This is a genomic window from Streptomyces sp. ICC1 (assembly GCF_003287935.1).
GTDB lineage: Bacteria > Actinomycetota > Actinomycetes > Streptomycetales > Streptomycetaceae > Streptomyces > Streptomyces tritrimontium.
Map to the genome: position 1 here is coordinate 6,773,956 of NZ_CP030287.1, position 15,582 is coordinate 6,789,537.

General features: G+C 72.3%; 14 protein-coding genes. 5 read left to right on the top strand and 9 right to left on the bottom strand.

Features of this window, described 5'->3' with window-relative positions; genetic code table 11:
* Positions 1–55: 55 nt before the first annotated feature.
* Entirely contained in the window at positions 56–2,839 is a 2,784-nt protein-coding gene (locus tag DRB96_RS31725) for a LuxR family transcriptional regulator (RefSeq protein WP_162688800.1), read from the top strand.
* Positions 2,840–3,523: 684 nt separating this feature from the next.
* Here DRB96_RS31725 and DRB96_RS31735 read toward each other — a convergent pair.
* The 4 genes from DRB96_RS31735 to DRB96_RS31750 form a co-directional block, all read right to left on the bottom strand.
* Positions 3,524–4,969 carry a glyceraldehyde-3-phosphate dehydrogenase gene (locus DRB96_RS31735; protein ID WP_112451560.1) on the bottom strand — a complete coding sequence of 482 codons (1,446 nt, stop codon included), beginning with the start codon at positions 4,967–4,969 and terminating at the stop codon, positions 3,524–3,526.
* Between the two features lie 81 nt (positions 4,970–5,050).
* Positions 5,051–5,710 (bottom strand): NAD(P)H-dependent oxidoreductase, encoded by a 660-nt coding sequence (locus DRB96_RS31740; protein ID WP_112453932.1) that lies wholly within the window; start codon positions 5,708–5,710, stop codon positions 5,051–5,053.
* A 121-nt stretch (positions 5,711–5,831) separates the two neighbouring features.
* Entirely contained in the window at positions 5,832–6,605 is a 774-nt protein-coding gene (locus DRB96_RS31745) for a 3-hydroxybutyrate dehydrogenase (RefSeq protein WP_112451561.1), read from the bottom strand.
* Between the two features lie 301 nt (positions 6,606–6,906).
* The gene (locus DRB96_RS31750; RefSeq protein WP_112451562.1) at positions 6,907–7,806 is read right to left on the bottom strand and encodes a hypothetical protein; all 900 of its coding nucleotides are present in this window, start codon (positions 7,804–7,806) and stop codon (positions 6,907–6,909) included.
* Positions 7,807–8,084: 278 nt separating this feature from the next.
* Here DRB96_RS31750 and DRB96_RS31755 point away from each other — a divergent pair, with 278 nt between their 5' ends.
* Together DRB96_RS31755 and DRB96_RS31760 are read left to right on the top strand one after the other, a co-directional pair.
* Positions 8,085–9,245 (top strand): sensor histidine kinase, encoded by a 1,161-nt coding sequence (locus DRB96_RS31755; protein WP_112451563.1) that lies wholly within the window; start codon positions 8,085–8,087, stop codon positions 9,243–9,245.
* Positions 9,242–9,949 carry a response regulator transcription factor gene (locus DRB96_RS31760; protein WP_112451564.1) on the top strand — a complete coding sequence of 236 codons (708 nt, stop codon included), beginning with the start codon at positions 9,242–9,244 and terminating at the stop codon, positions 9,947–9,949. Before DRB96_RS31755 ends, DRB96_RS31760 begins: the two co-directional genes overlap by 4 nt.
* Before the next feature lie 208 nt (positions 9,950–10,157).
* Here the strand turns inward: DRB96_RS31760 and DRB96_RS31765 are convergent, their stop codons facing one another.
* The 3 genes from DRB96_RS31765 to DRB96_RS31775 all read right to left on the bottom strand — a co-directional run bounded on the left by DRB96_RS31765 (position 10,158) and on the right by DRB96_RS31775 (position 12,533).
* Positions 10,158–10,952 (bottom strand): DUF3732 domain-containing protein, encoded by a 795-nt coding sequence (locus tag DRB96_RS31765; protein WP_239517783.1) that lies wholly within the window; start codon positions 10,950–10,952, stop codon positions 10,158–10,160.
* A 41-nt stretch (positions 10,953–10,993) separates the two neighbouring features.
* Positions 10,994–11,662: a class E sortase gene (locus tag DRB96_RS31770; RefSeq protein WP_239517886.1), complete on the bottom strand. Its 669-nt coding sequence runs from the start codon at positions 11,660–11,662 to the stop codon at positions 10,994–10,996.
* Between the two features lie 238 nt (positions 11,663–11,900).
* Complete coding sequence (locus DRB96_RS31775) at positions 11,901–12,533, bottom strand: sortase (RefSeq protein ID WP_112451566.1); 633 nt, start codon at positions 12,531–12,533, stop codon at positions 11,901–11,903.
* A gap of 547 nt (positions 12,534–13,080) precedes the next feature.
* On the opposite strand from DRB96_RS31775, the gene DRB96_RS45235 reads away from it, so the two are divergent.
* On the top strand, positions 13,081–13,386 hold the full coding sequence (locus DRB96_RS45235) for a hypothetical protein (protein ID WP_239516407.1): 306 nt from the start codon (positions 13,081–13,083) through the stop codon (positions 13,384–13,386).
* Between the two features lie 458 nt (positions 13,387–13,844).
* The gene (locus tag DRB96_RS31785; protein WP_112451567.1) at positions 13,845–14,570 is read left to right on the top strand and encodes an SMI1/KNR4 family protein; all 726 of its coding nucleotides are present in this window, start codon (positions 13,845–13,847) and stop codon (positions 14,568–14,570) included.
* A 123-nt stretch (positions 14,571–14,693) separates the two neighbouring features.
* On the opposite strand, the gene DRB96_RS31790 is transcribed toward DRB96_RS31785, so the two are convergent.
* The gene (locus tag DRB96_RS31790) at positions 14,694–14,942 is read right to left on the bottom strand and encodes a hypothetical protein (protein WP_112451568.1); all 249 of its coding nucleotides are present in this window, start codon (positions 14,940–14,942) and stop codon (positions 14,694–14,696) included.
* Positions 14,939–15,169 (bottom strand): hypothetical protein, encoded by a 231-nt coding sequence (locus DRB96_RS31795; RefSeq protein WP_112451569.1) that lies wholly within the window; start codon positions 15,167–15,169, stop codon positions 14,939–14,941. The genes DRB96_RS31790 and DRB96_RS31795 overlap by 4 nt, the downstream gene beginning before the upstream one ends.
* Between the last annotated feature and the right edge of the window lie 413 nt (positions 15,170–15,582).

Genomic DNA, 15,582 nt, shown 5'->3' on the forward strand with positions numbered 1-15,582 from the left:
GACCGGCCGCCCCGGCCGTTGTCTCCCGCTCCGCGGCCGCCTACGGTGCCCCTTCGTGAGGCCAGACACGGAGTTCGACACCACCCCGCCGGTCACCGGGGGTCCGCGCGCGGCCGCGGCGGCGACCGCCCGCGCCGTGGAAGCGCTCGACCGCGAAGGGCGGGTCGCGCTCGCCGGCCCCTGGGGCGCGGGCAAGACCACCGTCCTCGAGGACGTCCTGCGGACCCCGTCCGCCGGGGCCGGGCGGACGGCGCTGCGCGTCACCACGGTCGAAGGCGACCGGGAACACGTCTTCGGCGCGCTCGCCCAAATGCTGTCCCACTGCGGCCCGGCCGACTTCGGCTCGCTGTCGCGCGGTCAGGGCCAGGTGGTCGACCGGCTGCTGCACCGCGGCTCCGGCGAACCGCTCGCCGCCTCCGAGCAGTTGCCCGCCCGGCTCGCGGTGACCGCCCTGCTCTCCTCGGGCCGGTGGATCCTGGCCGTGGACGGGGCCCAGTGGCTCGATCCGGCCAGCGCCGACGTCCTCGGCTACGCCCTGCGCACCCTGGCGGCCCCCGGACTCACCGCGATCGTCACCGAACGCGTCCAGGGGCGGGCGCAGGCCGCGGCCCGCCTGCTCGGCGGGCACCCCGCCCAGGTCGACGTGGACCCGCTCGACGCCGAGGAGACGGCCGCCCTGCTCGGCGCGCACGGTCTGCCCACCCGCTGGGCGGGCCCCCTGCAGAGCCACTGCGGCGGCCACCGCCTGCTCACCGCCGTGTCCTGTACGGAACTCGCCCGGCTGCCCGCCCCGGAGCGGCACCGGCCCGCCCTGTCCGAGCAGACGCTCGACGCGGCCGGGGCCTGGCTGCGGGCCGCGCTCCCCGAACCCGCCCGGCACACCCTGATGCTGGCCGCCCTGACCAGCCGCCCCTCGCTGCCCCTCCTGCTGAGGGCGGGCCGCTCCGACGCCGAGGAGCACCTGGCCCAGGCGCAGGCGGCCGGGGTGCTGCGCGTGGACCCCGCCGGCGCCGTCCGCTTCACGGCCGCGGCCCTGGCCCGCGCCGCGGCCCGCTCGGAGGGCCGGCCCCGGCGCGCGGCGGCCCACCTCACCCTCGCCCGGGCCGTGGGCGACCCGGTCCACGAGGTCCGCCACCGGGCCCTGGCGGCGAACCTGCCCGACCAGGGCCTGGCCGAGGACACCGAGGCCGCCGCGGCCACCGCCCGCGCCGCGGGCGAACGGGCCCTGGCCGCCGAGCTGTTCCACCTCGCCGCCGAGATCACCCCGCTGGACCGGTCCGGCCTGCGCGTGCGCAGACTCTCGTACGCGGCCCAGGAGGCGGCCTGCGCCGGTTCCGTCGACATCGCCCGGCAGGCGGCCGACGCCCTGACCGCCGGCCGGGCCGAACCCGCCGACCAGGTCACCGCGCTGCTCGCGCTCGTCGACGCCCACGGCCAGGCCCTCGCCGACCTGGAACCGCTGCTGGCCCGGTGCAGGGAACTGGCGACGGGCCACCCCGGCCTCCTCGCCGCCGTGGAACTGCGCGCCGCCATCGCCGCCAACATCGCCCACGCCGCCCCCGACCGGGCTCTGCGCGCGGCCACCCGGGCCGCCGAACTCGCCGCCGCCGACGGCCACCGGCCCTTGCAGGCCGCCGCGTTGACCATGCGGACCCGCATGGAACGCGTACTCGGCGCCGCCGACGCACCGCGCACCCTCGCCCGGGCCCTCGCCCTCGGGATCCCGGCCCAGCACTCCGGCATCCGCAACAGCGCCCAGTACCTCGCCGCCCGCCACGCCGTCTTCGACGACCGCCTGACGGAGGCGCGCGAACGGCTCGTGGAACTCCTCGCCCTCGCCGAACACGCGGGCGACGCCGAAGACCTGGTCGACATCTGGCGCAGCCTCGCCGAGGTGGACACCCGCCTCGGCGCCTGCGCGCCCGCGCTCGCCTGGGCCGACCAGGCGGTACGGCTGTCGACCACGGCGGGCCTGTCCATGGGGCCCGCCTGGTACACCGCCGCGCTGACGCAGAGCGCCGCCGGATCGTTCGCGGCCGCCCTGCGCACCGCCTCCTGTGGTGCCCGCGCCTCGCAGGAGGAGGGCGACGGCCTGTACGTCTCGCGGAACCTGTGGGTCATGGGCGCGGTCCAGCTCCACACCGGGGACGTCGCCGACGCCGTGGCCTCGCTCACGGCCGTGGCCGAGGCGGAGCGCCACGTCCCGTCGGCCGACCCCGGCATGTTCCGCTGGCAGCCGGACGCGGTGGAGGCCTTCACCTGCGCGGGCCGGCTCGACCTGGCCCGGGAGCTCCTCGACCGCGCGCGGCCCGTCGCGAGCCCGGACGCTGCCGATTCGGGACCCCGGTCGGCGCTGGACCGCGCGCACGGCGTCCTGCTGGCTCGTACCGGCGCCGGGGAGGAGGCGAGCGGCGTACTCCACCGGGCCGCGGCCGCCTTCGGGCACCTGGGCCTGCCGCTCGAACAGGCCCGTACGCTGCTCGCCCTGGGCCGCGTCGAACGGGCCCGCCGCCGGCAGGCGGCCGCCCGCGCGGCCTGGGAAGCGGCCCGGGCCGTCTTCGACGACACCGGCGCCCGCCCCTGGCAGGAGCTCACCCGGGAGCTCCTCGACCGGGCGGGCGGCCCGGCGTCGGCCGCGGGCCCGGCCCCGGGCGCGGGCGGGCTGACCGAGTCCGAGTCGCGCCTCGCCGACCTCATCTGCCAGGGGGCCACCAACCAGCAGGCCGCCCAGCACATGTTCATCTCGGTCAAGACCGTGGAGGGCATGCTCAGCCGCGTCTACCGCAAGCTCGGCGTCCGCTCGCGCACCCAGCTCGCCGCGGCCCTCGCCGGGCCCTGACGGACATCGGACCGGACCCGGCCGCTCCCCGGAGCCGAGGCGCCGTCAGGCCCCGGGCGCCAACCCGGGCGGACCCCGGGCGTGTTGTCGCCCGGGCCTCAGGTCCGGGGCAGCGCGAAGCCTCCGAGGCGGAGACCGGGGCCCCGGAGCGGACTCCGTGCAGGACGTGCGCCAGTACCTCCGTTCCCCGTACGACCCGGGGGCCGGGCCGGTTGAAGTGGGCGGGCCCGTCCAGCACCCACACCCGGCCGGCCCGCACCGCGGGCAGCTCGTCCCAGCCGGGCAGGGCGGTGAGCAGCCCGAGTTCGGTGAGCGTGCGCTCCGGGGCGAATCCGCACGGCAGCAGGAGCAGTACGTTCTGGCGCGCGGCCCGGACGGTCTCCCAGTCCATCGGGCGGGTGTGCTCGCCGGGCGAGGCGATGAGCGGCTCGCCGCCGGCGGCCGTGATCTGCTCGGGCAGCCAGTGCCCGGCGGGCCAGAGCGGATCCAGCCACTCGACGGCCACCACGCGGGGCCGCGGGAGCCCGGCGGTCGCCGCGCGGACCGCGTCCAGCACCCGCACGGCCCGGCTGACGTCCCTTTCGGATCTTGCCGGGCCCGGGGTGCCGGGCCGGGCGGACGAATGCCCCCCGGGTGACCGCGGGGGTCACTCGGGGGGCATGGTCCGTGCGGGTCCTGGCGGGATCAGACCGCCGGGGCCGGGTAGGTCGGGTACTCGACGCCGGAGACGTACTGGACGACCCGGACGACCTGGCAGGAGTAGCCGAACTCGTTGTCGTACCAGAGGTAGAGGATCGCGTTGTCCCCGTCGACCTTGGTCGCGCCGGCGTCGACGATGGAGGCGTGGCGCGAGCCGATGAAGTCGCTGGAGACCGCGTCGGGCGCCGTGGTGAAGTCGATCTGCCGCTTGAGCGGCGAGGTCAGCGACACGTCGCGGAGGTAGTCCAGGACTTCCTCGCGGGTGGTCTCGCGACCCAGGCGCAGGCTGAGGATCGCGATCGAGACGTCCGGCACCGGGACGCGGATGGAGCTGCCGCTGATCGGCGCCTTGAGGTCCGGCAGCGCCTTGGCGACGGCGGAGGCGGCACCGGTCTCGGTCATGACCATGTTGAGCGGCGCGGAGCGGCCGCGCCGGTCGGCGCTGTGGTAGTTGTCCAGCAGGTTCTGGTCGTTGGTGAACGAGTGGACGGTCTCCACGTGGCCGCGCAGAACGCCGTACTCGTCCGCCATCGCCTTCAGCGGCGGGACGATCGCGTTGGTGGTGCAGGACGCGCAGGACAGGATCTGCTCGTCCGGCTTGATCGTGTCGTGGTTGACACCGTGCACGATGTTCGGGACGTCACCCTTGCCGGGAGCCGTCAGGACGACCTTGTCGACACCGGGGCGCAGGTGCTTGGACAGCCCCTCGCGGTCGCGCCACTTGCCGGTGTTGTCGATCAGGATGGCGTTCTTGATGCCGTACGCCGTGTAGTCGACCTCGGACGGGTCGTTGGCGTAGATCACCTTGATCTCGTTGCCGTTGGCGATGATCGTGCTCTTCGCCTCGTCCACGGTGATCGTGCCCTGGAACTGGCCGTGGATCGAGTCGCGGCGCAGCAGCGAGGCGCGCTTGACGAGGTCGGCCTCGCCGCCCCCGCGGACGACGATGGCACGCAGGCGCAGGCCGTTGCCGGAACCGGTCTTCTCGATCAGCAGGCGGGCGACGAGCCGGCCGATGCGGCCGAAGCCGTAGAGGACGACGTCGCGGCCCTCGCCGCGCTCGATCTTGTTGGCACCGGTGGCCCCGGAGACGGCACCGGCGGTGAACTCCTCCACCGACAGGCCGCGGTCGTCGGCGGCGTACGTCGCGGCGAGCATGCCGAGGTCGATCTGCGAGGGACCGAGGTCGAGCGTGGTGAGTGCCTGCAGGAACGGCAGCGTCTCGGTGACCGAGAGCTCCTCACCGGCGATCTGGCGGGCGAAGCGGTGGGTCTTGAGAATGCTGACCACGGACTTGTTCACCAAGGAGCGGCTGTGGAGCAGGATCGTGACGTCCCGCTCCCTGTGCAGCTTCCCGATGATCGGGATCATCGACTCCGCGATCTTCTCGCGGTTCTTCCAATTGGTGAACGAGTCGTCATTGACAGTCACAGATTCGTCTTTCGAGCTAGGCGGCGCTCATATGCTAACCCGCGGTCGCACTGACCCTGCGAGCACCCCCTGAGCAGGCGTTCAGCCCTCGGCACGCTGCGTGACCGGGGCGCTGCTCTCGTCGCCGAGGAACTCGTACCAGCGCCGCTGGAGGCACAGGTAGCGGGTGTCGGCCTCGGCCAGGGCGAGGAAGGAGTCGATCGTGTCGGCCAGCCGCTCGCGCAGGCCCGCCTCGGTCAGCTCGCCGTCGGCGCCGAAGGCGGAGTGCGCCATGGCGAGGCTGAACATGTCCGGGTAGACCCGGGCCCCGAGGTGTTCCAGCGGCACGCGCAGCGCCCAGAGGCCGCGGTTCCCGCCGACCATCGACGGCGAGGCGGACACCAGCAGCGTCTGCTTGTCCTTGAAGGGCTGCGGCCGGAACCGGGAGACCCAGTCGACGGCGTTCTTCACCACGCCGGGCACCGAGGCGTTGTACTCGGGCGAGGCGATGACGAGGGCCTGGGCCGCCAGCAGCCGTTCGCGCAGGGCCGCCGCCCCGGCGGGCGGGCCCTCGGCCGCCTCCGTGTCGCCGTCGTACGTGGGCATCGTGAAGTCCCCGATCCGGGCGAGGTCCACGACGGCGCCCGAGCGCTCGACCTGCCCGGCGACGAGGGCGGCGAGCCGGGTGTTCACCGAACCCTCGCGGGAGGACCCGGAGAGGACGAGGACCCGTAGCGCGCCGGGTCCGGTGCTGATGTTCAGGTTGTCCGGGTCGGTGGGCCCGGTCGGGTTGTTCGCGTTGGTCGCATCGGTCACGTGCGGGACCGTACGGGACCCCGCCCCCGTGCCCGCGGCGCGGCGCACGGCTGTCACCCGGACGGGGTCAGTTGGCGCCCCAGCCGCCGTCCAGGGGGAGGGAGGAGCCCGTGACGTAGCCGGTGTGCGGTCCGCACAGCCAGACGGCGGCCGCGGCGACCTCCTCGGGCTCGATGAGCCGCTTGATCGGCGACCGGGTCAGCAGCACCTCGGACAGGACGTCGTCCGCGGCGATCCCGTGCGCGGCGGCCTGGTCCTGGATCTGCCCCTCGACCAGCGGGGTGCGCACGTAGCCCGGATTGATGCAGTTGCTGGTCACGCCGTACGGGGCACCCTCGATCGCCGCGACCTTGCTCAGCCCCTCCAGGCCGTGCTTGGCCGCGACGTAGGCCGATTTGTACGCACTGGCGCGCAGCCCGTGGACGCTGGAGATGTTGACCACCCGGCCCCAGCCGGCGGCGTACATGTGCGGCAGCACGCGGCGCAGCAGCAGGAAGGGCGCGGTGACCATCACCTGCTGGATCAGGGCGAAGCGCTCGGGCGGGAACCGCGTGATCGGGGCGACGTGCTGGAGTCCGGCGCTGTTGACCAGGATGTCGACGGCTTCGGGCAGCTCCCCGATGGCGGCGGGATCGGCCAGGTCGGCGACGTGCGCGTGGCCGCCGACGAGGCCGGCGACCGCCTTGGCCGCCGCCGCGTCGATGTCGACCACGTGCACGGTGGCCCCGGCCTCGGCCAGGGCCACGGAGCACGCCCGGCCGATGCCGCTGCCACCGCCCGTCACCAGGGCGACGCGCCCGCGCAGCGGCAGCGGCGGGGAAGAAGCAAGTTCGCTCGTCATGGCTGGAAGCGTAGGCAGGGCCCGGGGCGGCGCCCACGGTGTCGCGCTCCATACTCGGGACCGTGCGTATGGAGCCGGTCACCATGCCGGTCACCATGCCGTTCACCGTGCCGGTCAGGTGTCAGGTGTCAGGTGCCCGGGGGCGGGGCCGGGGGCGAGCGGCCCACCACGAAGGCGGCACCGTCCCAATCCGTCCACTCAGCCAGCCCCTCAGAAAGATCCACGGAGCGATCCTGCCAGCACAGCATCAGACCCGGTGAACCTTTCCGGTCACAGCACTAGGCGCCCGCCGACCGGCGGATCAGGCATGCCGCGAACGCCGCGCGGTGAGGGCGGTCACGGCGAGGGTCAGTAGCGTCACCGTGCCGAGGGCGATCAGCGTCTGCCGGTCCGGGTGCGCCACGGACTGGCCGCGTCGTGCCTGCCAGGTGAGTACGGCGAACAACCCCGTGTACCAGCACGCGAACGCACCGACGAGCAGGGTCCGGACCCCGTCGTCGAGCCGCCGGCGGAAGAGGGTCCCGTACAGGTGCATCACGGCGATGAGCAGCAGTAGGACGTGGATGGCGTGCATGCTGACGAGGTGGGGTACGCGGAGGTCTCCGCCGGTCAGGCTCCAGCCGGTGAGCGGCATCCCCCGCCCGTCGGGATCGCCGATCCCGTGAGCGCCGCTCAGCACGACCGGGTTCCCGGCCGCGTCCGGGACCGTACGGGGCTCAATGGAAAGGGTACTGAGCCAGCCCGCCACGGCCATGCCGGCGGCGGCGAGCGTGAGCCCCGCGCCCAGGGCGACGGTGAGTGCCCGGTCGGTGCCGGACTGGAACAGCACCAGCGTCGCGATGACCAGGGTGGCCACGAGGAGCGGCATGACGCCGATCGAGAAGGCTGCGGCGACATTCCGGGCGACGGCGTCGGTGTTCTCGTTGAAGTGGCTGAAGGTGCCGTGGGCGGCGGCGTAGACGACGGCGCAGACGTCGATCACCCCGGCCACCGCGATGACGCTGCCGGTCCACCAGCCCAGCCGCCTCCCCTTGTTGAGCCTGCTCAGGAGCCAGGCGAGCGTGACTCCGTATATGCCGAAGGCCACGCCGAACTTCATCGGTTTGAACCAGAGGGATGCACCCAGGAGTTGACGGTCGTCGAGCAGCGCGGCGACGGCGCAGAACACCGAAATGGCACACATCAGCGCGGAGTTCAGCATGAGGGGGCGATGCCATTGTGACACTGCCGGTGAGCGGTTCACGAGTCCTCCAGGAGCGGGTGCGGTTCGTGCTCGCCACGCTAGGAAGCGAGCTGCCTCGGCCGCGTCCCCTACCAGGGGCATCCGGCGGACCCCGGGAGGGGTGGCTGTCCGGGGGCCGCGTACCCCATGGGGACGATGCGCACCCCGCGGTCCCCGGCTAACGTGCGGGCAACAGGGCAAAGGGGGACAGCCGGCTTGCGGAGTCCGCCCCCCTCGGCTGGAAGGACCTGGCAGAGATGCGCCGACCCGCGAAGCACCTGATCACGTGGTGGCCCCCCAGTGCGTGGCGGATGCCGACGGGCCGGCCGCTGATCGCCCGCCCCGTCGCCGCGGACGTCGTACTCGCCGCGGCCTTTTTCGCCGTCATGCTCGTCGAACAATTGGGGCCGACCGAAGGGGCGGACACGCCCACGACGCGCGCCGTCATGTTTGCCGCGGCGGTCGCCGGACCGCTGGCCTGCCGCAGGACCGCGCCGCTGGCCTCGTACCTGGTGGGTACCGCGGCCCTGTCCGTCGAAGCGCTGTGGGGTCGGGAGAACCCGCTCTCCCCGTACGCGAACCTGATCGGCCTGTACTCCCTCGGCCTGCACGCGAGCCGCACCCGGGCCTGGACCGGTCCGTTCGCCGCGTTCCTCGGCATGATCGCCTACTTCACCGGACAGCAGGACCGCGACTTCTGGTCCGTGGTGCCGGCCGGAGTGCTCTTCCTGTGGCTCCTCGTCTGGGCCATCGGCTTCGGCGCCGCGCGGCGCCTGGAGGAACGCGACGCGACCCAACTCCGGCTTCGCGAGGAGGTGATCGCGGGGGAGCGTGCCCGGATGGCGCGTGAGCTGCACGACCTCGTCGGCCACACCGTCAATGTGATGCTCATTCAGGCCGGCGCCACCCGGCGACTGCTCAACCGCGACCCGGAGCGCGCCCGCGAGGTGCTCGGGCAACTGGAAGACTCCGGCCGCGAGGCACTGGAGGAACTCGACCGGGTCCTGGGCCTGTTGCGCCGCACCGCGCCGGCCGGATCCCAGCCGAAGCTCGACGACCTGAGCCGTCTCACGGATCGGATGGCGCAGGCCGGGATCAGCGTGGCGGCACACGTGGATCCCGGCCGGGACGAACTCCCCAGCAGCATCGACATGTCGGCGTACCGGATCGTGCAGGAGGCGCTCACCAACACGGTCAAACACGCCCGCGCCGGATCCGCCGACGTGACCGTCCGCCGGGTGGGGGACCGCCTCGACATCGAGGTCAGCGACGACGGCCAGGGCGCAGGCAACGGCTACGAGCCCGGACGAGGACTGCTCGGCATCGCCGAACGCGTGTCGATCCTGGGCGGCAGGCTCGAACACGGGCAGGGCGAGCAGGGCGGGTTCCGCCTGCACGTCTCGCTTCCGGTTCGATGACCCGGCACGCCGACGGAGCGGCCAACGACGAGCACCGGATCAAGATCGTGGTGGCCGACGACGACGCCCTGCTCCAGGCCGGCCTCGAACTGATCCTCGGGACCGAGGACGGCCTGGAGGTGGCCGGGCGGGCAGCGGACGGCATCCAGGCCGTCCGCCTGTGCCACGAACTCGTCCCCGACGTCATCCTGATGGACGTACGGATGCCCGGCATCGACGGGGTCGAGGCGACCCGGCGGATCGTGGCCGCCGGTCTGCCGACCCGGGTGCTGGTCCTGACGACGTTCCACCACGATGAATACGTATGGAGCGCGATCCGGGCCGGCGCGAGCGGTTTCCTCCTCAAACGCGCGTCCCCCGAACGCCTCATCGACGCCGTACGGACCGTCGCGGCCGGTCAGGCCGTGCTGGATCCGGCCGTCACCCGCGACATCCTGACCCGGCTTGCGGCCCAGCCCGCACCCACGCGCTCAGGGAGCCTGCGGGCGCCGGCCGACGCCCGCCTGGAGCGACTCACCGCCCGCGAACGCGAAGTGCTGCGGCAGGTCGCCCACGGCCTGTCCAACACGGAAATCGCGGAGCTGCTTTCCCTCGCAGAATCCACCGTCAAGACCCACGTGAAGCGGATCCTGGCCAAGCTCGACGCCCGCGACCGGGCCCAAGCGGTGGCGATCTCGTACCAGAGCGGCCTGATGCCGACTTGAGGGCTCACACCGCGCGCACTCCCGTCCGATGCGATCTCGAGTTCGGGACATTGGTTTGAGAGACAGTGAGTCTTGGTGGGTTGGTGCGCTGTTCTCGTGGAGGGAGCCAACCTCCAATGCCATCGGGCCAGAGGGCTCCACTCGCGCCGTGTGGGTCTTTGCCCGTTGCCCCGGTGGGACTGGGTCACCTGCCTTCGGTATGTGGTGGTTACGGGGTGGGGTTGATGTCGAGCCAGGTGGTGGGGATGAGTTTCTCGCCGCCGCGCCAGTCGTAGCGGATGGAGTCCTGGTACCAGCGGTGGGGCAGGTCGGCGTGGTCGCTGACGATGATCTGGAAGCCGGGAGCCGGCTCGGTGGCGACCTGTTGCATGAGCTTGAAGAGGCCGGTGACTGTCGCACGGTCTTCGACGAGGGCGAGGTCTTCCCGTCGTCCTCGTGCTTTGGCCGTGTCGGAGGGGCCGTAGGGCTGGGTCGGCCGGTCGAGCATGAGGAGGCGGGGCACGGGCCGGCTGTTCGCGGTGAAGTACTGGTGCACGGCGAGATGGGCGGCCAGGTGGTAGCAGACATGGGTCTTGCCGCTGCCGCTGCCGATGCGGAGCAGTTCGGTGATGCCGTCAGGGGTGTCGGTGACGACGGTGAGCTTCTTCGGGTTCAGGCGGACCAGTCCGTCGCCGTGCTCGAGTCTGAGGAACCGGGCGTGGCTGGTCATCTTGCCGCTGACGTAGCGGAGGCTGTGGGTGAGCTTGTCGTCGATGGCCTCGCTGTCGAGCTGCTCTTCCCGTCCTTGGACACGTTGCTGCGCGATGGAGACATCTGCCTGCAGACGCTGGAGGTGACCGCTGCCGGTTGTGGTGCTGATCTGGCCCAGGTAGGCGTTGATCCTGCAGCGGGTGTAGGCCTGGGCCTCAGCTTGTCCCAGGAGGCTGCTGCCCGGGCGCCGGCCGCGCAGTTCCCGACGGCGTACGGCATGGTCGCGCGGCCGGTGAAAACGCCTCCCGGGCACGCGCAGGGGCCCGCCCGCGCCCCTGCGAGGGCTGGGCGGCACTATCCGGCAGGCGGCGCTGCGGTCGTCTCGCGGAGAACGCCTATCTTGTCGATTCGGTGCTCGGGATTGCCCTGGGCATCGCTCCAGAAGTTGCCTTCGGCATGGTCTTCCGGGGTGGCGCAGGTCGAGATCGTGATCATGGCCTGGGTCGGGGCCGCACCCGGCTTTCCGGGGACCGCGGCGCGCTGCTCGCTCAGCGAGCGTTCTGACCGGAAGGACGTCTTGCGGCTCGCGATGATCTCGTACGTGTACACCACATCGCCCACGGTCACGAGCACCGAGTCGCCCTTCGCCACGGCGGGCAGGTCACGCAGCGGGCCGCCCGCCGACAGGCGGTGCGCGGTGACCAGGAAATTGCCCGCCTGGCCGGGCGCGACTCCGCCACGCTTCCCGTATGGGCTGGCCGCCACACCCTTGTCCTGAATACGGGTGCCGGGCGCATCGTCGGTGGTGCCCTCGTAGGGAATCACGCGCAGCCCGGTTATGCCCACCGAGGGTATGGACAGGACGGAGGCCTCGGTCTGCACGGAGGTAACCGGTGGCTCGGACGGCCGCGCGGCGGAGGCGGCCGGGGCCGAAGCGGGTGCCGCTGCCATCTTCGGCGGTGCGGGAGCCGCCGCGCCGGCGGCAGCCTGAGTGGTGCTGCAAGCCGCCAACAGGACGACCATGGCGCCAGCCGCCACGGCGGATGCGGCTCGGGACGGGAAATGCAGGGGCATGGGCGTTTCCGTACTGGTCGGCGGGGTCGTCGGGGCAGGGGGCGCGAGCCGGTTTGCCCGCCAGAGTGACATACGGAGCAAGAGGTTCATAAGGGCCGGACCTGTGACCTTCGCCCTCCCGGGGACGGGACGGGACGGGACGGGACAGGACGAGGCGCGGCGTGGACGGGGCAGGGCGTGGTGACGGTCAGGACGTGGTTGCTGTGAGGACGCCGATCTTGTCGATGCGGTGCTCGGGGTTGTTCTGCGCGTCCCGCCAGTGATTGCCTGCCGCATCGTCCTCGGGCGTGAGACAGGTGGTCACCGTGATCATCGCGCGGGTAGGGGCGGCGCCGGGGAAGCCGGGGACAGCGGCGCGCTGCGCGGCCATGGCGGACTGGGAGCGGAAAGAGGTCGTCCGGGTAGTGGTGATCGTGTACGTGTAGGTCACACCGCCGGAGGTCACGACGACGGACGCGCCCGTTGGCAGTGACGGCAGCGCCCGCAGTGGCCCGCCCGCCACGATGCGGTGTCCGGTGACGATGTAGTTGCCCACCTCGCCGGGGCCGACGCCACCGGCGGGACCATGCGGACTGGCGGCCACGCCCCGGTCCTGGATTCGAGTGCCCGGCGAGTCGTCGGGGCTCCCGCGGTACGGGACGACGGGAAGCTCGGACACGCCGATGGCCGGAATCGACAGCACGGCTGACTGCGGGCCCGCCGCTGCGGCCGACCCGGTCGCTGCCGCGGGCGCGCCGGGCGTCGTCAGCAGGAGGGCGAGGGCGGCGCTGGTGAGCACCGCCGACACGGCATGGGAGTCGAGGAACGCGCGCTGGGACATAGCGGTATCCCTGGTCGGCCGGGCCGCGCGGGGTCGAACAGGCCCGGTTGGCCCTTCCAGGGTCGCATACGGGCCGAGTGCGGCAAGGTGGCGTCCGACAGTTGAAACCAGGAGGCGCAACAGGCCGGTTCCCACGGGCGGAACCGTGTACCGACGTGTACCGCACTCCTCGCGGGTCACCACGGCCGGCCGAGCTGGGCACTGCTCGGTCTGCGCCCTCCCGCTCCACCCAGTGTGTGAGGGCCGCCAGGCCCCTTTTTGGAATGCCTGTTGCGCTTTGCTCGGGCCCCCTCCGCCCGTACGCGGCGCTTCCAGGGTGGGAGGCGGGGCCTGGGTGGGTTGTACGCCCAGCGCGGTAGCCGTCCGTGCTCAGGTACGGCGGTGTGAGCGCGACGACCTGGCAGACGTGGTCGGCGTCCTGCGCCCACGCGAGGAGGGTGAAGGACCCGTTCGTCACGACCATTGACTGCGCGGCCCCGTACACGGGCCCGGCCGTCCCGTTGATCCGGTACAGGACCTCGTCGCCGACCCTGCGGCCTCGGGCCGTGTGCTTGCACGGCACCGCGAGAGTGCGGTTGGCGGCGTCGACCGCGAGCACGTCCACCGCTTGGTCGCCGCGGCCGCCGACGACCTCGGCCTGCAGGCCGTCCCGCTCCAGCAGCCGCCGCACCATCTCCGCGAACCCGGCCGCCGAAGCCCCGTCTATAGCCCGGGCGTCGGGGCCGAACTCTGCCTTCCGGGCACTGCTGCTGCCTTCGAGCCCGGCCTCCCACGCCTTCCGGCGGGCCGCACGCTCCTGCTGGCGCAGCAAGCGCTGGGCTTCCGCCTCCCGGATCCGCGCGAGCCGCAGTAGCTCCTTCCGCCGCCGCAGCTCCCCTTCCAGGCTCCGCTGCCGGTCGCGGAGCCGCTCCGCCTCCGTACGCAGGCGCCCGGCTTCCTCCTCGTACCGTCGTACCCGGCGCCGGAAGGCGGCGCGGGCGGCGAACTCGACGGGCAGGGCGAGCAGAAGCCCCAGCGTCAGTACCTGCCCCGCAGGCGCGGGAAGCAGTCGCCGGCGACCTCGCACACGAAATTCTCGGGAGGGCTATTCCCGCAGGTGCAGGGAGCAGGCGTGCTGACCTGCCACTTTAGGGTTGTGGAGAGCCTTCTGAGGCACTTTCACCGGAACCCGCAGATTCGGCGGCTTCCAGGGGCCGGAAGGAGATCGGCCGCGCTCCCGGTCGGGTGTTGCCGAGTTCCGAGAACACCAGGGTCCGCATGTCAGGGCATGGGGGAGGGAGGGCTGACGAGCGGCACGGATATTGTCTCAGCATGAAACAAGAGTTCGATCTCGCTGCGGCTCTCGCCGGCGGCGTCGAAGGACGCAGTGGTGCATGGGACTTCATCCAGGGGTTCGCTGCCCATTGGGCCGGCGCCCTGGAGAGCGGCGACGGGTGGTCGGAGGCCGATCTGGCCGCGGCCGAGGAGAGGCTGGGTGTTCGGCTGCCGGCGGCGTTGCGCGAGGCGTACCTGCTGTTCGGGCGCCGCCGGGACCTGACCGGCAATCACGATGTGCTGCTCGGCCCGGCGGAGCTGTACGTGGACGATGCCAAGGAGGCCCTGGTCTTCCGGCACGAGAATCAGGGAGCCGCCTCCTGGGGCATCCTCCTCCACACCCTCCAGGACGACGACCCTGCGGTGTTCATCCGGTCGGACCTGGCCGACAAGACCGCCGAGCGGTGGGAAAGCTGGCTGGAGCGTCTCTCCCTCTGCTTCGTCGAGATCGTTCTGTCGGAGTCCGTCCAGGCCGACGGAGAGCCGTGCGACTTCCTTGAGCCCGATGACGACAGCGTCGAACTGCTGGAGGAGACCTGCGTCCGGCTGCCGTTCCCGCCGTATCCCCTCGGCGAGGAAGACCACGCGATTCGCTGGTTCCTGGGCCAGGATGCCCTCCTGCGCGACGACGGCATGGCCATTCTGGCCCGTGGCCGGACGGCGGAAGACCTCGACCGTGTTCGTGACCTGATCCCGGGCGACTGGCTCGACGACGATCGCTGACCGCGTCCAGGACTGCTGTCAGCCGAGTCGTCCACCATCGTTGGAGTCAGCCCAGGGGCTGCCGTTCAGATCGGAGGCGCCTTCACGCTGTCGGCTTCGTACGCACACGGTCGAGGGCTTCGTTCAGCGGCGCCGGCGACGACGGCGACGGACCAGCCGCAGCGCCACGCCCGCGGCGAAGGACAGCGCGCCGAAGCCGAGGATCGCGAACCCGAGACCGTCCATGAGGTCCAGGAGCAGCCACGGTTCCGCCGGCCGGTTCAGCCACGCCACCAGGAGCAGCATCCCGCCCAGGCCGAGGAGCACCAGGCCCCGGGCGTACCAGGTTTGGGGGTCGGCGTTGTCGACGGGCACCCGCTCGCGGCCTGTCACCGCGACCCCGCCAACCGCCGCAACCGCACGGCGTACATGGCCGCCATGCCGAGCTGCGCGACCGCGCCGGCCACCATGATCGCCGGCACCAGCCCGCCCGGCATCTCGAGCGGCTCCGGCACCATCAACAGCCAGAACACCAGCACCCCGCACCACGCCACCCCGACGACGCCGGAGATCCACAGCCCCGCCATCGGTGGCATCGGCTTTTTCACCGTCATGATCATTTCCCCCGTTCCTTGTTCCTTTCCGCAAGGGTAGGCGCGAGGCGCGAGCTTCCCGCCCGGCTGCTCATCCGTGCGTGCGGATGCGGCACGGGTGCCCGGAACCCTGCGGCACCGCCGTCGCACCGCCGTCGCAGCGGTGGGCAGGTACGCGCCGGCCGGCCGTGACGAGGGGCTACGCAGGACAGTGGACGGCGTGGAGCAGCCGGAGGCACAGCCACAGTTGCTGCGGGCAGGAGGTTCCCCGCGCGTGCGGGGGAGTAACTGCAGAAGGGCCGTTTCACCCAGAACTGCGAAGGGTCATGCCCCGCAGAGGCAGGGCTCGACCGAAGTTGCCGCAGATCCACTGGTGAGTCTCGGAGACATCCCCGCGGTTGCGGGGCGCAGCCTCCTGGACACGTTCAAGGAGTACAGCA